Origin of the sequence: Shewanella canadensis (genome assembly GCF_003966225.1) — a bacterium.
Classification (GTDB): Bacteria; Pseudomonadota; Gammaproteobacteria; order Enterobacterales; family Shewanellaceae; genus Shewanella; species Shewanella canadensis.
In genome coordinates this window covers 97,711-120,023 of record NZ_RXNU01000011.1, presented here as the reverse complement: position 1 = coordinate 120,023, position 22,313 = coordinate 97,711, and the positions used below count along the sequence as shown (strand labels likewise).

Below are 22,313 nucleotides of genomic sequence, written 5' to 3'. Positions count from 1 at the left end.
CTTATTTAACCAATCCTGTAAAACCCATAAATGCAAGAGACATAAGACCCGCAGTGATCATGGCAATGGCCCCTCCTCTAAACGGAAGAGGCACATCGGCTGCGGCAAGCCGCTCACGCATGGCTGAAAAAAGGATCAGTACCAGAGAAAAACCGACAGCAGCCCCAAACCCATAGATAGCTGACTCGATAAAGTTATGTTTCTCACTGATATTCAGTAAGGCAACACCGAGCACTGCACAGTTGGTCGTGATAAGAGGGAGGTATATACCCAGAGCCCTGTAGAGAGAGGCACTGGTTTTTTGGACAAGCATTTCGGTAAATTGAACGACAACGGCAATGACTAAAATAAAGCTCATCGTTCTTAGGTAGCCCAGCTCAAAAGGCAGTAACAGATATTGGTTAACCAAGTAGCTCAATACGGACGCGAGAGTAAGGACAAACGTCGTCGCCATCGACATCCCAATGGCTGATTCGAGCTTGCTGGACACTCCCATGAAAGGGCATAAACCAAGAAATTTGACTAATACAAAGTTGTTGACCAACACAGTGCTGATCAATAGCAGGAGATATTCACTCATCTCTTATTCATTTTTGAAGGCAATTATTCCCTCTATTATCGACTTTTCCGTGTCTATAAACAACACATAGAATACAAGGTTTTACTGAAATTCTTCTTTTGCTTTGTTATTACTCTATCGTCTGTGCAGCTTGGGGTTGTGAAATATAGTAGCCTTGTAAACCATCGACGTGCATTCTCTCCAATACCAGCTTCTCTTCCTGACGCTCAACACTCGTCGCAATAACCCTGATACCGAGCCTTCTGGCTATATCGACGATCATCTTAATGAAAAACTTATTGTTAGTGTCCTCAACAATCCCATCGGTGTAGCTACCGTCGAGTTTGATATAGTCGGGCCTCACCTCTTTAAAAAATTTAAAGGAGGTAAAGCCCATACCAAAGTGTTCGACTGAAACCCTGGCACCAACGCTATGCATAATTCGAACAAATTTATGGCTGGCAGATAAATTGGATTGCATGCCTGACTCATTGACTTCAAATACTAATCTGGCTGCGATATGGCGTTGTTTTGCGAGTAGATCTTTAATCCAGGCCACAAAATCATCTTGCATAATAGAAGATGCGCTAATATTTATGCCGTAGGCTCCTGACATGGCAGGGGTATTAATCAGCATCTTAATCGTGTTTATTATGATGAGTTTATCGAGATCTAACATCATGCCGTGGCGCTCAGCCATTGCGATAACCGTAGTGGTTGGTAAAAACTTCCCTTCACTGTTATAGAAACGGGTCAGCAACTCTTTATAAACTAATACCTCGGTTCTACAGGGGTGGATCGGCTGCTGATAAAATTTAAGAGCTTGTCTGTGAATAAGGTCATCGATAGCTTCTTTCCAGCGTGTATCTCCATATACCTCATCGCCATTAAATTTATCCTGCATATAAAAACAGTTTGGTCCCAATGTTTGGGCAATGCTTACCGCCGTATCTGCCAGTGTGAGTAATTTGACCGTGTCACTGTCGTGTTGATAAGGCACAAGTCCAACATGAGCGACGGAATCTGTATTTAGGGATTGTTGATATTCGTCAAATAGCGATTTTAATGACTCAAGAAAGGGGATGCCATCTTTAAGGATCAGACCTGGAATGAACACTGCAAAATCGGCTGTCGAAATTCTGTAGCATTCAGCGTCTGGAAACTCACTCAGAGATTTGCGAATGCAGTTGGCGACCTCTAATAAATAGTCGTCACCGGCTGTACGACCAAAGTTATCATTTACTTGTGCCAATTCAGAGGCTTTTACAATCGCCATCAGACCAATGTGCTCTTTACTCAGTTCTGAAAAAGATTCTAATTTTTGTGTAAAGACGGTGCGTGTGGCTAGGCCGGTAACAGGATCTTGATAAGCGACTTTAGCCAGTTTTTCATTTTCATCGGCGGCTTGTTCTAAGTTCGCCTTGAGCTTTACTTTTAACTTTTCCAGCGCCAGTCCGATAGGTTTTAACTCTGAGCCGAGTTTAGAGGCTTCAAAAGCATCAAATGAGTGATTTGAAAGGCCTGCAATATAGTTCGCCGAGTATCTGATCGCCCGCTTAAGCCTTAACATCAAGAGAAAAAAAGTGACGGCCACAAGCAGGTAGGCGGTTCCCAAGACGATTATTGCATTTTGAAAATTAGCTATTGCAGCATCTAGAATATCTTCTTTAAACAGCTTTATCTGTAGCCGGCCCTCTTCGAAAGTTCGGGTATCAGGCATCTCTATTGGAAATAGTGGAGCCAGAAGGTGATTAGAAACCAAAATTAACTCGCCTTGGGTAAGGTTATAGCTGCTATCCGTACTATGGATATATTGAAAGAATTGAAATTTGTTCTGTTTTTCCAGTTCGCCTAAGAGTTCATTGCCATGGGACGGCAAGGTTTGTTCGGTATTAAAGCTATTTTGATAAAGTGCGAGTCTGGAATGGGCTTTTTCTGAGAGTAAATGGGTTTGTTCTACGTATACGAGGAAACAGATACCGACAAAGAGGACAAATAAAAAGCTTTGAAATATTTTTGTTAAGCTCATAAAGAATCCATACGCAGAAATGAAAATTCATATTAATTTTAGTAAATTCTGGAGGTTATTCTATCTGAAAACGAGACTGAGCGAAAATTAAATGCTGATATTGGAGAGAAGAGGGCAAAAGAATGGAATAAATGGCTCCCCGGACTGGACTCGAACCAGTGACATACGGATTAACAGTCCGCCGTTCTACCAACTGAACTACAGGGGAATCGATCTATATCTATCAAACAAGTTTTTTTAATTTGGCTCCCCGGACTGGACTCGAACCAGTGACATACGGATTAACAGTCCGCCGTTCTACCAACTGAACTACAGGGGAATCGAATTAAAATGTACTACTAAACTAATGGCTCCCCGGACTGGACTCGAACCAGTGACATACGGATTAACAGTCCGCCGTTCTACCAACTGAACTACAGGGGAATTACTAGTTTATTTTTGAAAAAGTGGCTCCCCGGACTGGACTCGAACCAGTGACATACGGATTAACAGTCCGCCGTTCTACCAACTGAACTACAGGGGAATCGATTTTTCAATGATGCTTATTGTTACTAACAAAGTGGCTCCCCGGACTGGACTCGAACCAGTGACATACGGATTAACAGTCCGCCGTTCTACCAACTGAACTACAGGGGAATCGATTTTACTTTATCATTAACAAGTGAGTTTAATAATTTGGCTCCCCGGACTGGACTCGAACCAGTGACATACGGATTAACAGTCCGCCGTTCTACCAACTGAACTACAGGGGAACATCATTATTAAACAGGTAAACACCTGTTGTGCTTCACTTTAAAATAACTTTGGCTCCCCGGACTGGACTCGAACCAGTGACATACGGATTAACAGTCCGCCGTTCTACCAACTGAACTACAGGGGAAACGTTTAAGCTATTCGTCGTTGAAGACGGAGCGCATATTAAATCGCTCTTCATGATGAGTCAACTCGCGTAACAAAAAAAAGTGTAATTAAGCTGTTAAGTGCTCATCTAACGTCCATCATGATGTAGATTCCATCGTTTTGATGCTTGTCTGGCCATTTTTATGGGGCCGAATATTAATCAGGTGTGAGCATATCAATAAAAGGCTGATAGAAATGCGGTTTTTAACCCCTTATACCAATACTTGCTAATTGGAGATGGCACTATCTATACCGAGTAAGATAGAAATCCGGAGCTATCACGAAGGAAGAGTGAAATTTGCTGTGTGTGGAGGAGTAATGTCTGAGTCGTGAGAGAGTGTGTTGTTTGTCCATGGTTAAATGCCAATTAGAATGAGTGAACATGTCATGGCTTAGCAGCCATTAAATTAGGGCTCTCTATACAAGGCGATATGTTTTTAGCATTGCAATTATAAGATGTAGAATCGAAGAAAGGTTAATAGAGTTTCAAATGTAGCAAAATTACATACATTTCTTATGAGATGTCCCATCAGACTGAACCCTCCAAAACCCACGTGTAATCAGGGTTAGATTGACTTATCCACTAAATCTGTGGATAAACCTGTGAGTTAAGCCGAAAAATGTGTTTCAAAGCCTCATAAATAGGGACTTGAGCTTAAAATGCGCATCATTTTTGTATGTAAATAAAACCCTTTGTTTACAATGTTATACGAAAATCAAGAACTTCTTTAAATCTTATATTGACCTGTTGCTTAAATGTAACTGAATGAATGCTCTATCTTGTGTATTAATTTGGCATTTTCATTGGGGTTGCGGCGATATATTAACCATTTTTGGCATCGATTTGCCATGTTCTAAAATTTCATGCTTAAAACAAAAATATGTCATCTTGTTATGTTAAGAACCGAACAATCAAGGGGAGATGATTGATATTCTCGTTTCTCATCATGACTCTAGTGAATAAAATACATCTCTTAAAAAATCATCCAGTTAGAGCAATTACTCTTGGTTTTTTTCTTGATTTTCCTCTTTAAAGTGATTAATGACAGTTAAATAATTCTGAACTTGAATGGTATGAAGATGGCACCGAGATAGAAGCGACGAGTTTCAAGGTGTCGCAGTTTGTCGATACCGTTTAACAAATCCTTAGAAGTGACCGTCAGTTTGTACGCCTACCTTCCGGTGTTTTAAATGGTAAATGATTAACTCACCTGAACTGGGGTCTTGAATTAGACTCATGAACTTAGGTCATGAATTTAGGTATTGAGTGTCAGGTGAAGCTTCTTATCTTGGTGTTGTTTCATTAACGAACAATGATCACATATTCATGCGGATTAGTATAAAATGGAGGGCTAATTATATGGGGAAGAACTCTGTGACAGAATCTACGTTTCAACTTGAATCTCAATACACCCCGGCAGGGGATCAACCTAAAGCAATTGAAAAGTTGGTTGATGGTATTGAATCCGGAGTTGCGTGCCAAACTTTACTCGGTGTAACTGGCTCAGGTAAGACGTTTACTATTGCAAATGTGATCAAGCAGCTAGCCAGGCCTACTATTATCATGGCGCCTAATAAAACTTTGGCTGCTCAATTATATGGTGAGATGAAGGAGTTTTTTCCACACAATGCGGTTGAGTATTTTGTCTCCTATTACGATTACTACCAACCGGAAGCCTATGTACCATCTACGAATACCTTTATAGAGAAAGATGCTTCGGTTAATGCGCATATAGAACAGATGAGGCTCTCTGCAACAAAAGCCCTGTTAGAACGCAAAGATGTGGTTCTCATCGCGTCTGTATCGGCCATTTATGGTCTGGGGGATCCCGACTCTTACTTGAAGATGTTATTACACCTGAGACAAGGTGATTTCATGGACCAGAGGGATATCTTAAAGCGGTTAAGCGAATTGCAATATACCCGTAATGATATCGAATTGAAGCGGGGAACTTATCGGGTCAGAGGGGAAGTCATCGATATTTTCCCTGCCGATTCGGATAAATTGGCGATTCGTGTCGAGCTGTTTGATGTAGAGATAGAACGTTTAAGTTTATTTGATCCGCTAACGGGTCATATCAGTAAGCGCATTGCCAGAACCACCGTATACCCTAAGAGCCATTACGTCACACCGCGTGAGAAAATTCTAGCCGCTACCGAAGATATCAAAGAAGAGCTGAGGATAAGGAAGAAGCAGCTATTAGATAATAATAAACTGATAGAGGCGCAACGAATTAACGAACGTGTGCAATATGATATCGAGATGATGACCGAGCTGGGTTACTGTTCCGGTATCGAGAACTATTCCAGATACCTATCCGGTAGATCTGAGGGCGATGGGCCACCGACTCTACTTGATTATCTACCCGATGACGGACTGTTGATCATAGATGAGTCACATGTGACGGTTCCGCAAATTGGTGCTATGTACAAAGGGGATAGATCCAGAAAATCTAATCTGGTCGAGTACGGATTTCGGTTGCCGTCTGCATTGGATAACCGACCACTGAAGTTCGAAGAGTTTGAAAGCCTGATGCCGCAAACTATCTATGTATCGGCCACGCCCAGTAAATATGAGATAGATAAGAGTGATGGTGAGGTAGCTCAGCAGGTCATCAGACCTACGGGCTTACTGGATCCTGTGCTGGAAGTTCGCCCAATCGCTATCCAGGTTGATGACTTGCTTTCTGAAATTAATCAACGGGTAAAGGTAAATGAGCGTGTACTCGTGACCACATTGACTAAACGAATGTCAGAAGACCTGTCAGAATACCTCGACGAACACGGGATAAAGGTCAGATATCTGCACTCTGATATCGATACGGTTGAACGAGTTGAGATCATCAGAGATCTACGTCTAGGCGTGTTCGATGTGCTGGTAGGTATTAACCTGTTAAGAGAAGGGTTGGATCTGCCAGAGGTTTCGCTGGTGTGCATACTCGATGCCGATAAAGAGGGCTTCTTACGCTCAGAGCGTTCACTCATTCAAACCATTGGCCGCGCCGCACGAAACATTAACGGCAAGGTTATCCTCTATGCCGATAAGATAACGGATTCGATGTCCCGTGCGATGGGGGAGACCGAGCGACGTCGTAAACTACAGCATCAATTTAACCTCGATAATGGCATCGTCCCTAAGGGAGTATCTAAGAAGATCACCGATGTCATGGATGTGGGTGACAAGAGTGCAGATGGACAGGATGTTGACAATAACAAGGTTGCTGAGTCCAGGGCGCCTTACGGCGGGCCCGACATTGCGTCCCTAAGCCATCAAATGGACGCATTAGAGAAACAGATGCATGAGCATGCTAAGAACCTTGAGTTTGAACAGGCAGCGGCAGTTCGCGATCAGGTAGCAAAATTGCGAGAGGCACTGATTAAAGCTTAAGATATGAAGGTTGCGGGGCTAGCGCCCCGCATTTTCAGATATTGGCTTTACGGTACAGTTTGCTGAATAAACTGACCAAACCCACGACAAAAATGCCTGTGATGACGCCGACTAAGTGAGCTTCGGTGGCGACCCGGGCACCAATCATCTCTGTTACCTGAGCGCTCGCACCAAATATTTGCTCATAGGCGACCTTAATGATAACCCCCAACAGTAGCAGGTAGCCCGACTTAAGCCCCGTTGAGATATCTCTTATCGCGCCGTAAGTAAACAGGCCGTGTAACATGCCACTTAACCCGACATAGCCCAGCAAGCCCGGGTAGAAAAGGTACAATCCAAGGCCTTGAAGTAAACACAATGCTGAAAAAATCAAGGTAAAACTAAGTGCTTGGAAATGAGGTTTAAAGAGTAACAGGAGTACCCAAAGGCCTGCCAGATTCATTAGCAGGTGCCATTGATTGGTATGCAGTAGGTTACCGGTGAAGAGTCGCCAGTATTCACCATTAGCGATCCCATCACGCCGAAATGCCAGTAATGAGTTAGTATCCATAAAATGCAGTAGGATACAGCACGCCGTGATCAGGGCTGCAACGGCATAACTACTGCGTATAAACGGTTTTATTTTTGACATTTAGATGCTAAGTCCGATTGAACCTGCTCCCGGTTATTACAGTAGTCTTCTAAGCCTCGTTGTCTGAGAAGACATGCAGGACAAGTCCCGCACCCATTACCAATAATGCCGTTATAACACGTTAATGTTTCATCTCTGACTAACTCGAGGCTCTTATACTGGTCTGCTAAAGCCCAGGTCTCGGCTTTATTTAACCACATTAAAGGCGTTACGATTTCACATTGACGATCCATTCCTTGATTCAATGCTGACTCCATCGCTTTTACGAAGTCATTTCTGCAATCCGGGTAGCCCGAAAAATCGGTTTCACAGACGCCGGTAATGACGGAATTGGCGCCTAATTGGTACGCATAGATCCCCGCCAAAGTAAGAAACAGAATATTTCGGCCTGGCACAAAAGTATTGGGTAATCCATTTTCCATAAGCTCATTGGATACTTCAATAGAATCCCGAGTTAGCGCCGAAATGGCTAACTCGTTAAGCATAGAGACATCTAATATCTTATGACTGACCAAGCCAAGGCGTTTACCCAGAGATCTGGCAACCTCAATCTCCTCACTATGGCGTTGTCCATAATCGAACGTAATACCATGCACTTCATCATATTGGTTGAGTGCTTGGATCAGACAGGTGGTCGAATCTTGTCCGCCACTAAATACCACTACCGCTTTTGACACTTTTGACATAAATAATTTCTTACTGAATTAAACTGTGACTATTTTAACTGACAAGGAATAGCTTGCAACTCTTCCAAGAGGAATAAAGTGTGTAATCATTAGAGGGTAAATTCGAGTAACACCTGAAAGACTAATCATTACTTGCCTGCAAGCGAAAAATAATTTATAAATGCCGCCCATTCTTTTTGAGGTTTATCATGAAATACCCTGTCAATGAAGTGTTCGAGACGATTCAAGGGGAAGGCTTTTTTACCGGTGTTCCAGCTATCTTTGTTCGACTTCAAGGATGTCCGGTTGGATGCTCTTGGTGTGACACTAAACACACATGGGATGTGATAGAAGACAATAGAGTCGCGCCAGAATTGGTGATTCAAGTTGATGGAACGATTGGGCGCTGGGCCGAACTTACGGCCGAAGAGTTGATCAGCAACTTCAAAATAAAAGGTTTTACTGCAAAACATGTGGTTATCACGGGGGGAGAACCCTGTTTACATGATTTGATCCCGCTGACTGAATCACTACACCTTTCGGGTTACGCGACTCAAATTGAGACCAGTGGCACATTTGAGGTTATATGTTCAGATAAAACCTGGGTGACGGTTTCGCCAAAAATAAATATGAAGGCGGGTCTACCCATTTTAGAACAGGCCTTAATCAGAGCGAATGAGATCAAGCATCCGGTTGCGACGCAAGCGCATATCGATGATCTGGATTGTTTGCTTAAGGGGATCCCTCTGGCTGAGAAGACCATCTGTTTACAGCCTATCAGTCAGAAGAGTAGGGCGACGGAGTTGGCGATGCGCGTCTGTATTGAACGTAACTGGCGCCTTTCAATACAGACACATAAATATTTAGATATAGACTAATCAAGCTTTCCGGTGAGGCTAACCTGTTGCAGTTTAGCCTCATAGTGAGAAAGATCGCCTATGTTATTTTTAACCCATTCAGGGTTGTAATAGGTATCAAGGTAGCGCTCTCCTGAGTCACATAGCAAGGTTACCAAGGACCCTTTTTTCCCCTCTTCCAGCATTTTTGTGGCTATCTGCAGAACCCCATAAAGATTTGTCCCCGTTGAAGGTCCCACCTTTCGACCTATTATTTTTTCTAGCCAGAAAATAGTCGCAATCGAGGCCGCATCCGGAATTTTAACCATACTATCGACGACGCCGGGTATAAATGAGGGTTCGGCTCTAGGTCTGCCTATTCCCTCAATCTTGCTGCCCTTTGAGGAGGTGATACTCTTATCTCCGGTTTGGTAGTAATCGAAGAAAACGGAGTTTTCAGGGTCAACGACACAGAGTTTTGTTTCGAGCTGTTGATAACGTATATACCGTCCTATAGTGGCCGAGGTTCCCCCTGTACCCGGGCTCATCACAATCCAATTCGGGATTGGGTGAGGCTCACGACTCATCTGATCAAAAATGGAATTGGCAATATTATTATTGCCACGCCAATCTGTTGCTCGCTCAGCAAAGGTGAACTGATCCATATAGTGGCCGTTTAAGCGATTGGCTAACCGTTCAGATTCGGCATAGATCTCACTAGAATGCTCGACGAAGTGGCAAGTTCCACCATAAAATTCAATTTGCTGGACCTTCTTCTTTGCCGTCGAACGTGGCATGACAGCGATAAAGGCTAAACCTAACAGTCGTGCAAAGTAGGCCTCTGATACCGCAGTACTTCCCGATGATGACTCAATAATGGTCGTGTCACTCTTAATCCAACCATTGCAAAGCGCATAAAGAAAAAGAGAACGAGCCAATCGGTGTTTTAGACTTCCTGTTGGATGGGTACTTTCATCTTTGAGATAGATGTCGATACCTGCAAGTGCCGGTATATCGAGTTTGAATAAATGGGTGTCTGCACTACGTTGGTAATCGGCCTCAATAATGGCGATAGCCTGATTAATCCATGAATTTGACATGCTCTCTCTTATTTTAGGTGATACCAATCAGTATAAAGATGTGATCGCTCAGCGAGCATTTAGTGCTTCTGAGGCAAGGCAACGAGGGAAGAACATAGTTGTTCTACGTTCAAGTTCGTTAACACAGCATCGGATGCACTAAAACTCGCCTGTTAGGCGTGTTTTTGGCTGCCTACTTCTGCGTTGAATGGCCTTACAAGGGAACAACCATTCCATCATACATTCGCCTTGAATTAGTTGCCAAAAAACACGCTGAGTAGATCACTTTCTTATACTGATTGGTATTGTTACTTTATGTTCTAAATAATAGCTAAAATGCATTAGTGATGACAGCGAAAGCTGCAGATTATATTTGGAGTATCTGGAGCCTAAGGGATATGGATCTGGGGACAAATGGTGGTAATAGCTTTTTTACAAATAGTATTGGCTATTGTGTAACGAATGATGGGCAATATTGGGTGTGCGAGAAGGCTAGTGTACGGATAATAATGACTATGATGAGGTTTGAAATAGTTTGGAGGGAATTAATTAAGCTAGATAGAAGTGGTGGAGGGAGAAGGATTCGAACCTTCGAAGGCTGAGCCGTCAGATTTACAATCTGATCCCTTTGGCCACTCGGGAACCCCTCCACATTTTCTACTTTTTTACTTTCGAACTTTTTACTACTGATAAACTTTATATCGAATAAATTGAAGTGGTGGAGGGAGAAGGATTCGAACCTTCGAAGGCTGAGCCGTCAGATTTACAATCTGATCCCTTTGGCCACTCGGGAACCCCTCCACATTTTTCAACTTATTTTTTTCTTCTTACTCTTACATCTTTTAAATCAAGTTACTTATGCTGTCGACAAAATAAAGATGGTGGAGGGAGAAGGATTCGAACCTTCGAAGGCTGAGCCGTCAGATTTACAATCTGATCCCTTTGGCCACTCGGGAACCCCTCCGCATATATCTTTATCTTACTTTCAACACTTTTTCTCTCTTTAACAAAGCAGAGTACACAAATGGTGGAGGGAGAAGGATTCGAACCTTCGAAGGCTGAGCCGTCAGATTTACAATCTGATCCCTTTGGCCACTCGGGAACCCCTCCTCACTTGCGGCGGCAATAATAGTCACAAACGTTTGCGGAGTAAAGCCAATATTGAAATTAATTCTAAAGTTCTTGTTCAAGTGGTCGATTAACTATCAACGAGTTGATTTGTTGATGTTTTTTTATGCAGCCAGGTAAGATATTAGTTAATGAGACACAATTAGGCTCTCGCCTCAATCGCGCAATAGACAGCGATAGAAGGGGGGAGTTTGCGCTATTGCTCGCTTTATTGTCGACTGATGCGAGAGATATGGCTCAGTTTCACATTAAAGATAATGCCTTAACTCTGGAAGCTGAGCTCAGAGCTAAGTTTGACCTTCCGATTGAAGAGACATTAATTAGTGACTTAACACTTGAGCCATCACCGGTAGATAACAGTGAGCAGTTTCACCTGGGTGGTGCCAGAGCATTTCAACTTATGCAAGCCTTAAAGCCGGAAGCTATCGTTACCAGAGGTGAGGAATCTTTGGATATGCAGCAAGTTTTGGCCAACTGTGACTTAAATGTCAGGCAGAAATATCGCTACCAGACGCAAGGTGAAACGTATAGACCCGAAGTGATGCATTTTGTCGATCAGCTTTCTCAGCAACGTCAGATGAGTGAAACATTGGCCTGACCTAATAAGAAAAATTATAAGGTTTTGTGATCTAACCCTGAGTGATGTCGCGTAGGATCTAAGAAGTTGACGTATAATAAATGACATAGTTTATTTTAGAGTCTTTAAAACATGAAAAATATTAAGAGTGCCCAATCAGATCTCGTCAACGATACTTGCAGCGACTGTGGCAGCTATGCCGATATTGGGGCTGTGATTGATGAGCATGATACACAGCTAGCGATAAGTTTTACCGGAGATGCCGCTCAGGCAGAAGCCGAAGCGATGTCTGCGAAAGCAAAGAAACGATTCGAGGAGATAAAGACCGAGATTAAATCTGAAAATTCAGAGGTCACTTTATTGCTCAACTTCTCATTTAGTGCCGAAAAAATGATTTTTCAGCTCGAAAACGGTATTTAAATTAACCGGTGTGTTGCCGACTCGTGACCTTCTCGTGTAGTCTCCTAAAGAAAAATTATATTTAAAATCTGTTTGTATATTTATACATTGGTTTCATTATCTCTTGGCTCGCAAACCAAAGTTAATTTGAGACAACCAGCAAGCCATTTGGCTTGCTACTTCAAGGACATTTAGTGAAGAAACGTAAGTATCAACACTTATTGGAATTGATCGTTAATTCCAAAGCCAAACAAGAAGGTGATTTTCAAAAGACTGCCGAACTAGCCACAGAGCTTCTGTGTCAGCAGCTCCATGTCACGCACGTTGGTGTATGCATCCTCTCTTGTGATAACAACGAAATTAGTAACATAGCTAATTACGGTTCCTTGCTGTCCGACACATTTTTACGACCAGCCCCCCTCGATTGCCCTCATTATATTATCGAGCTTAAAAATCAGCGTCTCATCGATGCGACCGATATCGATACCGATGTAAGACTCAATGAGCTCGCTTCGGTCTACTTTGCCCCCAAGGGGATCAAGTCCACATTAGATATCGCAATCAGAATTAACGGGCATCTGGAAGGCGTGCTCTTTCTCGAGAGAAAAGATCATTTTCACTGGTCAGACTCCGAAATCCATATTGCGTCACAAGTTGCCGATCAATTGGCATTAACGTTGGCGACGCGCAATGCCTATGAAAAAGATGAAAAGCTCACGTTATTTTTAAGTGCGGCCGAGCAATCGGAACAGATCAGTATGTTAGTCAATCTTCATACCGATATTATTGAGTATGTAAATCAGGCTCATGAAGAGATATCGGGAGCCTCTAAAAAACAGATCATTGGCCGCTCGTTCAAACATCTCGATTTTGTTAAGCAACATCCCGAACAGGCCATGATGACATTGGCAAAAGTTCGAGAGGGTAAGTTTGCTAAAGGCGAATGTGAAATTACCCGCAAGGATGGTTCCTCCTATTGGTTAAGGTATTCGGTTAAGCAATTTATTACAGAAAGAGGCAACCATTTTGCGTTAGTTAATGCCGAAGATTGCTCCGAAGAGGTAAGGTATCAATCTGAGTTAGAACGTTTAGCATGGCATTGTGGTTTAACAGGCTTATACAATCGTACTTACTTCAATCGAGAACTTGAAAAAACGACGACGGGTCTGCTGATTTTAATCGACCTTTGTGGCTTTAAGCGATTTAACGATACCTATGGACACGAGAGTGGCGATATTCTTCTTATCGAAGTCGCGCGTAGGTTGAAACATTTTGCCAATGTAAACCATACCGATCAAATCGCGCGTGTGGGCAGTGATGAGTTTGCCATTATCCTGTCTGAGCAGAGCGAAGCCGATATGGAATACATTACCGCTAGGTTATATCGCCAGCTGATCATGCCTGTGACCATAGGTCGAGAGCATATCGATCCCAAACCCGCTCTGGCTATTGTCGATATTAACTCAGTCGAAGACCTGTTTTTACCCTTGGCATGTGCCGATATCGCACTACAATATGCGAAAAAGAAACAGGGTGATACGATTCAGATCTTCAATAATGCATTACTTAATGCCTTTAAAGATAACACTCAAATTGAACGAGATCTGCAAACCGCGTTGCGAGGCAGGGAGTTTGAACTCTATTACCAGCCATTGAAGGATCTCCAGAAGAAGGCTTATATAGGCGCTGAAGCCCTTATACGTTGGCATCACCCCAAGAAAGGGGTGCTGTACCCTGGTGCGTTTATCGATATAGCGGAACAGACAGGCTTGATCAATGCCATCGGTTCCTGGGTTCTCGAGGCTGCTTGCAGGCAGCTTAACCTATGGCAACACCATAAAATTGATATATCTATGCACGTTAATGTGTCCGCGAGGCAGTTTTTTAGCGGCAATTTGTATGAACAGGTATGGCAGTTAGTCGCCCGTTATCGTTTGAAACCGGGAACTTTGATTTTGGAGATCACCGAAACAGAGTTGATGGAAGATATCAAAAATGCCACGAAATTGTGTCAGGAGCTTTCTGAGCTCGGTGTCGGTCTTGCAATCGATGACTTTGGCACCGGTTATAGCTCTATGCGATATCTGAAACAATTTCCCATCAGTAAGCTTAAAATTGACCGCTCTTTCATCTCTGATTTAACGGTAAGCCGTGAGAGTCGGGAGATTGTGAGTGCGATTATTGCGATGGCATCTGCGCTGAACATCTCCTTGACGGCGGAAGGAGTGGAAACTCTGGAGCAGGAGAGTTTCTTGTCCGAGCATAAATGCCATCAGGCTCAAGGTTTCCTCTATAGTCCTGCGTTAAGAGAATCTGAATTTAGTCGATTTTTGTTTCAAGCGAAACCCGAGTTGATTCATTAGATACTGCCCCGTCTATAGGAATATCTCGGTGGATGACAGGGGTTATCTCATACAACACTGTTTAAACTTCTTACCGCTATTGCAGACGCAAGACTCATTTCTCTTTGGCAAAACCGCCTCTTTTTGCTCGCCCTGAGTATAAAGCCAGTGCCCATCGATACACTCAAACTGAGAGCATTCATGGATAGCATCGATCTCTGTATCATCTCTATACCAAGCCTGAAAGCAGACTTCTCCGGACTGTCCGCTACTCCTTGTCGATAAAATATCGAGAGACAACCAGCTTGTTTCTCCGCCCTGAGACAATGCCTGTGCAGTAAGACCGTCCAAATAGTCAGGGTGATGAGTCGCTATCAAGTATTCATACTCTTTGAGAACAAATGCGCTATAACGACTTCTCATTAATGCTTCAGGCGTCGAGGGGAGGGCTAAACCTTTATGAAACGGCTCACAGCAACGTGTATAGGTAAGCGGTGTCTCATCTTTAGTGTTACCACATGGGCAGATAGTGCCAGGGTTAGTTGTCATCGTTCTCTGTAGTTAACGGCGTAAATTGACGGCCATAATACAGATTTGGAGAAGGTTTTGCATTGTAGTAAAAGGGAGGTTCAGCGCGGTTATTAGTATCGACGGTCAAATACCATTTTCCATCTTCATTTTTCTTAGATACGGTGACGAATTTTCCGGCAAATTCGCTGACAGGTTCTTCTGCATCTACAGGAGGGTAAAAACGAATTAAATAGTAGCCAATATCGGTTGCATTAGTGGTTTCCATCTGACGTTCTATGACTCTGAAATCAACCTCAATTCGTGCTTCTTTGTGTTTGATCTTGCCAAAAAACTTTTTGTACAGAGCGATAATGTTTTTTCGCCCCATAGTGATCTCTTTACTCTGATTTTCAGGTATGTAGCAAGCGTCTTCGGCATAAATACTTTTTACCAGATCGGCATCGAGATGCTCAAATGCTTGAGAAAATTGGGTATAAAACTGATTGAGCGCGACGTTATCTTCAGGCATAGCTACTGCGGGCTGTAAAACACAGACAAAAGAGAGGAGAGAAGCTGCGAAAAATTTAAAAAGTGTCATTAATGATTTCAATTCTACTAATACTGATGTCACTATAATAGAAGGTGCAACCGATCTAAAGTTTTAGTTCTTAACAAAGTGTGTCTAAGAGGAGAATTCGGTAGTGAATGATGAAGTTTTATCCTTTCTGGACGAGATGGTAGGGGTTAAGCCTCTAACTGGTAGTGAGCAAGTCAGGCCGGCCCATAATAGTGAGATATCGGCATCCCAATTAGCCCGAAATAAAGCGGCACAATTAGCAGACGTGTTACTGCTGCTAACGACAGATATTAACCTTATCAATGCTGTAGAACCGGAAGAGGTGATCAGTGTCTGCCGGGACGGTGTTCAAGCGCCGGTTTTCAAGCAGCTGAGTGCAGGGAAATATGAATTTCTCTCGGAGTTGGATCTCCATGCTTTAAAAATACGACAGGCTAGGGAAGCGCTATATCACTATATCGAAGACAGGTATGAGAAAGGAGAGCGGTGCGTTCTGATCATTCACGGCAAAGGCTTTAAGAGTAAACCGATCAACGCCCTGATTAAATCTTTTGTGGTCAATTGGCTGACTCATCTGGATAAAGTGTTAGCTTTTCATAGTGCTAAAAGAGAGCACGGAGGAACGGGCGCTTTATATGTTATGTTGAGCAAGTCTGAAAACAAACGCACAGAGTCGAGAGAGCAAAATCATAAGGGTAGCGGTTTTAGATAGGTTGATTTAGAAGAGATATTAGCTTTGAAAAACGCTCAACATAATCAGTTGAGCGTTTTTCAATTCATTAGTCTGACGGTTTTAGACTACCAACCACACTGACGATTAGCTTCACTGTTTTGATTATCTAACCAGACTTGTAATGGCGCGAAGTAATCGAGAACGGCGCTGGCGTCCATCTCCTGACTACCTGTGACCACTTCCAATGCTTCAGGCCATGGGCGACTCTGTCCCATCTCTAACATTGCGTTGAGTTTAGCGCCTGCTTCCCTGTTTCCGTAGATACTACAACGATGAACAGGTCCCTTATCACCTGCAACGTCACACAATGACTTGTGGAACTGGAACTGTAGGATATGGGCTAAGAAATAACGTGTGTAGGGAACGTTACCGGGCACATGATACTTAGCGCCTGGATCAAAGTTTTCCTCACCTCGCGCAATTGGCGCCTTCACACCTTGATATTTCTCCCTTAGATCCCACCATGCCTGATTATATTGTTCCGGCGTGATCTCACCACTGAATACCTTCCAGCGCCATTGGTCGATCATCAAGCCAAATGGCATAAAGGCGACTTTATCTAACGCCTGTTTAAGTAGCAGGCCGATATCTTTCGATGCATCGGGTACTTCGTCCAGTAAACCTATCTGTTTAAGATAGCTTGGAGTGATGGATAGGGCGATGGTGTCACCAATCGCTTCATGGAAGCCATCATTGGCACTATTTTTAAAGATAAACGGCTGCTCTTTGTACGCGCGTTGATAATAGTTGTGGCCAAGTTCATGATGAATAACGGTAAAATCTTCGGCCGTTTTTTGAATACACATCTTAATGCGGATATCGTCTAAATCATCGAGATCCCATGCAGATGCATGACAGACCACATCTCTGTCTTTAGGCTGAACAAATAGAGAACGTTCCCAGAATGTGTCCGGTAACTCGGCAAAACCCAGTGAGCTGAAGAAGCTTTCAGCCTGTTTTACCATCTTTACTTCATCATAGTTATGTTGTGCGAGAAGCTCAGTTACATCATATCCAGGATCGGCGTCCTGTGGCGCGACTTTATCGTAAATATTGCCCCAACTCTGTGCCCACATATTACCCAACAGATGTGCTGGGATAGGGCCCTCTTTCGAGACAACCTCATCGCCGTACTCATCATTTAACTCGCCACGAACATAACAATGCAGTGAGTCATAGAGCGGCTTAACCTGTCCCCATAAACGGTCGAGTTCGTTAGAGAACTCGTCGGGCTTCATGTCGTATTGACTACGCCATAATTCAGATAGGTTGGCGTAGCCAAGATCTTTCGCCCCTTCATTCGCCAGCTCGACTTCACGTTTAAACAGAGGGCGCATAGGTTTGCCAATTTCACGCCATCCTTTCCAGACTTCAAGTAGTTCGGCCGGGTCTTGTGATTCAGCCATGATGGCCGACAGCTCGGGTTGTGTTAAACAACGTCCATCGTCGAAGCAGTACTTTCCTTTTCCGTAAAGTCCGTTTAACTCGGCGCTGATGTTAGCAAGCTCTGCATTTTTTTTAGGATCGAGAGGGGCTGGCAGCACCAAAGAGCTGCGTAAAATATTAAGTTTACGCAGACTGACTTCATCCAGGGGTAGTTGAGTATAGTTGGCTGCCATGGTGGCCAGTTTTACAGCGGTGGCGGTTTGTTTCTCACCTACGGCGGCTGAGAGGGCGGCCGTGTCTTCGGTAATGAAGTTACTGTAGATCCACTCAGCGCGGTTAATCTCTATAGACAGATCGCTAAGTTGTTTCTCTGATCCCTGAATAAATTGCTTGGCTTCATCAGTTTTAGATTGAGTGGCCGCATCAGAGTTTTGTGCCGTGTTACATGCCGTAGCACCGATAGACAGAGCGACTAGAAGTGAAAGCTTTGAAAGCTTTGGAGATAAACGTATCATCGAATCATATCCCTTGTTATTTTTGTGTTGCATATTTTACCCCAAAATCATCTGTTTAGTAGCATCAGATTGAAAAAGGCGGGAATATGAGATGAAAACCGGGTGATTATGTCCCTCAGACACCCATCTATCTCATGGGCTTCATACCTGAAACTTGAAGTTGGTGAACAGATAAGGCCCATTGATTAACTTTGTCATCGGACTCTTTCAGATGAGTTGAAGTTCCGCCTAGTTTAATTTCCCACTAGTTCGGCTACTTTTAAAGCAGAGAGAACAGCACCTTCCTGTAAGCCGTCATAGAGGTAAGCGCCAGCATGGTATGTGTGATTATCGCCGTTATGGTCGATGATTTTTCGACGGTAATGAAATGCTTCGACGCTATAGAGAGGGGTGTGATGTTCAAAGGATTGAATGATATTTTCTTTTGCGATCAAACTATCAATATTGTAGGCCAAGCTATAGTGCTGCTGTGAGGACAAGCCGCAGATCCGGCTTAAACTTGCGTTATAGCCCCATCCGTCTTTAGTCTGGAAAAAATCAAACTCAGATGGATGGGCTATGCCATAGCGTTGATAAACCAGAGGATCCCTATGCAGGACGGTTGTGGCAATATTCTTTTTCCATGGATCGAAAAATTGTACCTCACGCTCAGTAGGATCGGATAAGAGTGCCAGGACCTGATCAGGCGGGACGGCTAAAACCAGTTTATCGAAATTTACTTCAGTGCTATCCCTGAACCTCAATACTATCCCTGTATCTGAACGGCTTATTCCCTCAATGTCCGCATTGCGTATCACTTTACCGTTTAACAGGTGCTCAATTTTCTCGATGTAGGTGTAGACACCGCCATCTATCCGTTTCCAATCAGCCCAAAAATATCGTCGGAAAATATTAAACGCCAATTCCGCTGGAATTTTCATGATGGTTTTATAGGGAATAGAGAAACAATACATAGTAAATAGTTTTAGCCAGGTATTTTTTATCTGTTTTTTACTTACGTAGTCAGAAAAAGGCTTATCTCTGAGCAAAGAGGAGGGCTTTAAATATATCTGCAACAAGAGCCAGTTTGCAGACAGGTAAACAAAAGCGAGCTTAATAAACTCCAATATGAAGCTCACCCCCCGAATATTTCCGGTGATAACCCTAGGTGAAAGAAAGCGTTTCTTATTACGTCGGAGTATGGCTGAACCCACTTTCAAGGGTTCGAGTTCAACGTCAAGTTCATCCATCAATGCAAGAAAGTGCTTAAAGTTACTCGAAAACTCGACGACTCCACCTTCCAAAACCATGTCGGGAGCGATGCTTTCAATTTTGACATTTTTATTTACGGTGCGTATATGGCCGCCTAAGATGGCTTGCTTTTCATATACGGTAACCGAGTGGCCCTGCTTACTCAGATAGTAGGCTGTCACCATGCCACTGGTGCCGCCACCGATGATCGCAAACCTCATCGTTTCCCTCCCTAATAGCATCCGTCGTACTGGACAGATTATAGAATGCGCTCTCCAGTCAGGTTCTGGTAAAGCTTAGCCCCGGTCCAAAACGTACCGGCAAAACCAGCATAGCCGGATGAGGCATTACAAAAATAGAGACCCTTCAGTGAACTGTTATGATTTAATCTGCACAGATTGAAATAGCCGGGCGTCATCGCCGAACCATATGAGTTACCTTGAGGACACCAACAGAAATTTTCGTTTGTCGTCGGGCTACCTGTATTCTTGTAGGCTAAATATTCCCTGAAATCAGGGATATAATTATCTTCGACGATATCTATTATGTTATCTAATATGCCTCTTTTTCTCTTCCGATAAGCTCTGGAATCGCTGGCCTTCAGATCTTTAAAATATTGATAATCTGCGACGGTCAAAAATTCTATGATCTGTTGGCCCTCAGGCCGGTCAGAATGATCATCGGTTAAAAAACCAGGAGTGGAGATGGCAAAACTGGGGGCCGAATAATCATGTTGGTTATACATGGCATCAAACGCAGCGTTAAGATCTGGATTACTGGTATGGAAGATATTCCATCTACCAAAACCATAGTCTTGTAGATTGATATCCTTAACTGAACAGTAAGCCATAAAGTTCGAGGGCGAATAGGCATAGTCCAATTGCCTGCGCAGCTTCAGAGAAAACTTTTCGATGCCAATCAAGTGTGCGGCTTTCTTGGGGTCCATATTACAGATGGTGCATTTAGCCTCATAGCGTGCGGCCTCTTGGGTATTAAGATCGCTAGCTTCAACCCCAAGGACTCGATTGTTTTCGACGATAAATTTTTCTACATGAGTCTTATAGACAATCTGCCCGCCATTATCTTCAATGGTCTTGGCCAAAGAGTTAATGACATGCTCGAAATGCAGAGTCGGGTAATAGGCGCCCCTTTGATAACCGGTAAAAAGCAGTACCCAGGCACAAAATGAAAGCTGATTGGGTGGAAGTAAAAAGTCCGGCCATTGCAGAGCCAGCAGTGTTTGCGCCTCCAGAGGTAGCCGGTGTTTGTCAAAGACCTGCTGCAGGGTAGATCTGATGTTGTTAAACGCGGTTACTGTTTGACTGAAGTTTTTGAAGATATTCCTATATCGTTCGTCGCCGGAGAGCACCTCTAATCCGTCGGCAGTACGCCTGACTTCATCGATAAAGGCGGTGCACTGTTTAACATGATCAGGAAACAGTGCCCATAGACGAGCGAGCAGTAGATCTGTGTCATAGGGAATATCGAGTTGGTATCCAGGCATACGCATATGGTCGAACCCTTCAGGATCGAATGACTCGAAGGTTACCTGTTTATCGAGTTCGAGTTTCTTGAGAACCTTGTTAACGGTTTCACCCTCTCCGCAATTCCAGACATAATGAAGTTGAGCATTGAATTTGTAATGTTTGCCCATAGGGAAGGTATGGCCGAATCCTCCGGGGTACTGATGTGCTTCAAGCATGATCACTTTACTGCCCGCTTTTGCACTGAGTGCGCCGAACACTAATGCTGATAATCCACTACCGACAATCAAGTAGTCCACATCCATTATCGACTCCGTCTGGCAAGTGAGGGCAAGACTCGAGACTGATGCCCTGATCTCTTTGAGTTTTTACCCCCTGTAATATTGAGTGTAGTGCCCAACGCGATGGCCAGCAAATGAGGAAAATTGCTTTAAAAAATAGGAAATGCCCCTTAATGAGAATAAATGTCGTTCATTGATCTGTCCTTGTCTGAAAATAGGGTCAAATGATGGTTTAAAAGACAATTGTTAATTGTATATTGGGCGTAAACTATTTAGGATCACCTCAATATCTTTCCGATAAAGAATCAAGCTAATGACTTCTGATCTATATTTTATCTACGACTCCCATTGTCCTTGGAGTTACGCGGCCACACCTGTGGTAAATGCACTCAGTGAAGCTTACCCAGAAATGAATATTCACCTGCTTCATTGTACCCATTTCAACGGCAGTGATAGTGCGGGTCAGGAGCAAGTTGACGCAGTGTTGAAATTGAGTGCGGTTAAGTTTGGCAGAGAACATATTCGCTATGTTAACAGTCCCAAAAATGCCATAAAAACGGCAAATTTAATGGCTTGGATGCAAAACAAGCAACCTGATAAAATGTTACCCGTACTAAATGCATTGCAAAAAGCGCATTTTATCGAAGGTAATCCACTGAATAGTAAGCATGACTTCACTCATATTCTTGAACAGTTTAAATTGTCACCATCGAATAAAGTGTTCAGAGATGAGTTAAGTAGTGACGCAGAATATGTGCTTGAAGATATCAGTGAGATCCAAGAGATGATTGGAACTATGGCATTTCCAGTGCTCTTGTTGTCAACCGAAGACAAAGGTGTCTTTATCGACCATTCCTTGTATTTAGGCCAACCACAAGATGTTGTTGAAGCCGTAAAGCAAGAGTTAAGCTAGGTTTAATTAGGGACGTACTTTACCGGGTAAGATGTAATGGTACTGGTCGGTTAAGTGATAAAGGGGTCAGTGCAGTTTGTACCGACCTTTTTATTTCGATTCTTAGTTCGGGTTAGGTGGCTTTCCCCATAAAGAATGTAGTCTTGGAATG

At 43.3% G+C, this 22,313-nt stretch carries 17 protein-coding genes and 11 tRNA genes; 7 read left to right on the top strand and 21 right to left on the bottom strand.

Features of this window, described 5'->3' with window-relative positions; translation table 11 throughout:
* Nucleotide 1: 1 nt before the first annotated feature.
* The 9 genes from rsxA to EKG38_RS18065 form a co-directional block, all read right to left on the bottom strand.
* Complete coding sequence (gene rsxA, locus EKG38_RS18105; RefSeq protein ID WP_012142388.1) at nucleotides 2-580, bottom strand: electron transport complex subunit RsxA; 579 nt, start codon at nucleotides 578-580, stop codon at nucleotides 2-4.
* A gap of 109 nt (nucleotides 581-689) precedes the next feature.
* The gene (locus tag EKG38_RS18100) at nucleotides 690-2,588 is read right to left on the bottom strand and encodes an EAL domain-containing protein (protein ID WP_126521668.1); all 1,899 of its coding nucleotides are present in this window, start codon (nucleotides 2,586-2,588) and stop codon (nucleotides 690-692) included.
* 132 nt (nucleotides 2,589-2,720) lie between these two features.
* Nucleotides 2,721-2,796 (bottom strand) — tRNA-Asn (locus EKG38_RS18095).
* Between the two features lie 35 nt (nucleotides 2,797-2,831).
* A tRNA-Asn gene (locus tag EKG38_RS18090) sits at nucleotides 2,832-2,907 on the bottom strand.
* A gap of 28 nt (nucleotides 2,908-2,935) precedes the next feature.
* Nucleotides 2,936-3,011: transfer RNA gene (locus tag EKG38_RS18085), tRNA-Asn, on the bottom strand.
* 24 nt (nucleotides 3,012-3,035) lie between these two features.
* Nucleotides 3,036-3,111: transfer RNA gene (locus tag EKG38_RS18080), tRNA-Asn, on the bottom strand.
* A gap of 37 nt (nucleotides 3,112-3,148) precedes the next feature.
* Nucleotides 3,149-3,224 (bottom strand) — tRNA-Asn (locus tag EKG38_RS18075).
* 40 nt (nucleotides 3,225-3,264) lie between these two features.
* Nucleotides 3,265-3,340: transfer RNA gene (locus tag EKG38_RS18070), tRNA-Asn, on the bottom strand.
* A gap of 52 nt (nucleotides 3,341-3,392) precedes the next feature.
* A tRNA-Asn gene (locus EKG38_RS18065) sits at nucleotides 3,393-3,468 on the bottom strand.
* Between the two features lie 1,395 nt (nucleotides 3,469-4,863).
* Between EKG38_RS18065 and uvrB the strand changes: the two genes are divergently transcribed.
* The gene (uvrB, locus tag EKG38_RS18060) at nucleotides 4,864-6,876 is read left to right on the top strand and encodes an excinuclease ABC subunit UvrB (RefSeq protein WP_126521737.1); all 2,013 of its coding nucleotides are present in this window, start codon (nucleotides 4,864-4,866) and stop codon (nucleotides 6,874-6,876) included.
* Between the two features lie 34 nt (nucleotides 6,877-6,910).
* Here uvrB and rrtA read toward each other — a convergent pair whose 3' ends face one another.
* Nucleotides 6,911-7,507, bottom strand: a complete 597-nt coding sequence (rrtA, locus tag EKG38_RS18055; protein WP_185826898.1) for a rhombosortase — start codon at nucleotides 7,505-7,507, stop codon at nucleotides 6,911-6,913.
* Complete coding sequence (gene queC, locus EKG38_RS18050; RefSeq protein ID WP_126521666.1) at nucleotides 7,495-8,193, bottom strand: 7-cyano-7-deazaguanine synthase QueC; 699 nt, start codon at nucleotides 8,191-8,193, stop codon at nucleotides 7,495-7,497. The genes rrtA and queC overlap by 13 nt, the downstream gene beginning before the upstream one ends.
* A gap of 188 nt (nucleotides 8,194-8,381) precedes the next feature.
* Here queC and queE point away from each other — a divergent pair, with 188 nt between their 5' ends.
* On the top strand, nucleotides 8,382-9,050 hold the full coding sequence (gene queE, locus EKG38_RS18045; RefSeq protein ID WP_126521664.1) for a 7-carboxy-7-deazaguanine synthase QueE: 669 nt from the start codon (nucleotides 8,382-8,384) through the stop codon (nucleotides 9,048-9,050).
* On the opposite strand, the gene EKG38_RS18040 is transcribed toward queE, so the two are convergent.
* The 5 genes from EKG38_RS18040 to EKG38_RS18015 form a co-directional block, all read right to left on the bottom strand.
* Nucleotides 9,047-10,108 carry a PLP-dependent cysteine synthase family protein gene (locus tag EKG38_RS18040; protein WP_126521662.1) on the bottom strand — a complete coding sequence of 354 codons (1,062 nt, stop codon included), beginning with the start codon at nucleotides 10,106-10,108 and terminating at the stop codon, nucleotides 9,047-9,049. The two genes, queE and EKG38_RS18040, sit on opposite strands and share 4 nt — an antisense overlap.
* A gap of 544 nt (nucleotides 10,109-10,652) precedes the next feature.
* Nucleotides 10,653-10,737: transfer RNA gene (locus EKG38_RS18030), tRNA-Tyr, on the bottom strand.
* A 66-nt stretch (nucleotides 10,738-10,803) separates the two neighbouring features.
* Nucleotides 10,804-10,888: transfer RNA gene (locus EKG38_RS18025), tRNA-Tyr, on the bottom strand.
* Between the two features lie 78 nt (nucleotides 10,889-10,966).
* Nucleotides 10,967-11,051: transfer RNA gene (locus EKG38_RS18020), tRNA-Tyr, on the bottom strand.
* Nucleotides 11,052-11,112: 61 nt separating this feature from the next.
* Nucleotides 11,113-11,197 (bottom strand) — tRNA-Tyr (locus tag EKG38_RS18015).
* Between the two features lie 124 nt (nucleotides 11,198-11,321).
* Between EKG38_RS18015 and EKG38_RS18010 the strand changes: the two genes are divergently transcribed.
* The 3 genes from EKG38_RS18010 (at nucleotide 11,322) to EKG38_RS18000 (ending at nucleotide 14,554) form a co-directional block, all read left to right on the top strand.
* Nucleotides 11,322-11,813, top strand: a complete 492-nt coding sequence (locus EKG38_RS18010; RefSeq protein WP_126521660.1) for a VC2046/SO_2500 family protein — start codon at nucleotides 11,322-11,324, stop codon at nucleotides 11,811-11,813.
* Between the two features lie 111 nt (nucleotides 11,814-11,924).
* Nucleotides 11,925-12,212 (top strand): DUF406 family protein, encoded by a 288-nt coding sequence (locus EKG38_RS18005; RefSeq protein ID WP_126521658.1) that lies wholly within the window; start codon nucleotides 11,925-11,927, stop codon nucleotides 12,210-12,212.
* Nucleotides 12,213-12,385: 173 nt separating this feature from the next.
* A complete protein-coding gene (locus tag EKG38_RS18000) occupies nucleotides 12,386-14,554 on the top strand; it encodes a sensor domain-containing phosphodiesterase (protein ID WP_126521656.1) in 2,169 nt (722 codons plus the stop codon).
* A 42-nt stretch (nucleotides 14,555-14,596) separates the two neighbouring features.
* Here EKG38_RS18000 and EKG38_RS17995 read toward each other — a convergent pair whose 3' ends face one another.
* Together EKG38_RS17995 and EKG38_RS17990 are read right to left on the bottom strand one after the other, a co-directional pair.
* Nucleotides 14,597-15,082, bottom strand: a complete 486-nt coding sequence (locus EKG38_RS17995; RefSeq protein ID WP_126521654.1) for a YchJ family protein — start codon at nucleotides 15,080-15,082, stop codon at nucleotides 14,597-14,599.
* Nucleotides 15,072-15,641, bottom strand: a complete 570-nt coding sequence (locus tag EKG38_RS17990) for a YybH family protein (RefSeq protein ID WP_126521652.1) — start codon at nucleotides 15,639-15,641, stop codon at nucleotides 15,072-15,074. Before EKG38_RS17990 ends, EKG38_RS17995 begins: the two co-directional genes overlap by 11 nt.
* A gap of 103 nt (nucleotides 15,642-15,744) precedes the next feature.
* Between EKG38_RS17990 and smrA the strand changes: the two genes are divergently transcribed.
* Nucleotides 15,745-16,332: a DNA endonuclease SmrA gene (smrA, locus tag EKG38_RS17985; protein ID WP_246033210.1), complete on the top strand. Its 588-nt coding sequence runs from the start codon at nucleotides 15,745-15,747 to the stop codon at nucleotides 16,330-16,332.
* An 86-nt stretch (nucleotides 16,333-16,418) separates the two neighbouring features.
* On the opposite strand, the gene EKG38_RS17980 is transcribed toward smrA, so the two are convergent.
* The 3 genes from EKG38_RS17980 to EKG38_RS17970 all read right to left on the bottom strand — a co-directional run bounded on the left by EKG38_RS17980 (nucleotide 16,419) and on the right by EKG38_RS17970 (nucleotide 21,273).
* A complete protein-coding gene (locus EKG38_RS17980; protein ID WP_126521731.1) occupies nucleotides 16,419-18,254 on the bottom strand; it encodes a M2 family metallopeptidase in 1,836 nt (611 codons plus the stop codon).
* 233 nt (nucleotides 18,255-18,487) lie between these two features.
* Nucleotides 18,488-19,705 (bottom strand): FAD-dependent oxidoreductase, encoded by a 1,218-nt coding sequence (locus EKG38_RS17975; protein WP_126521650.1) that lies wholly within the window; start codon nucleotides 19,703-19,705, stop codon nucleotides 18,488-18,490.
* 38 nt (nucleotides 19,706-19,743) lie between these two features.
* The gene (locus tag EKG38_RS17970; RefSeq protein ID WP_126521648.1) at nucleotides 19,744-21,273 is read right to left on the bottom strand and encodes a phytoene desaturase family protein; all 1,530 of its coding nucleotides are present in this window, start codon (nucleotides 21,271-21,273) and stop codon (nucleotides 19,744-19,746) included.
* Between the two features lie 289 nt (nucleotides 21,274-21,562).
* Between EKG38_RS17970 and EKG38_RS17965 the strand changes: the two genes are divergently transcribed.
* Nucleotides 21,563-22,162: a protein-disulfide isomerase gene (locus tag EKG38_RS17965; RefSeq protein WP_126521646.1), complete on the top strand. Its 600-nt coding sequence runs from the start codon at nucleotides 21,563-21,565 to the stop codon at nucleotides 22,160-22,162.
* Nucleotides 22,163-22,313 lie beyond the last annotated feature (151 nt).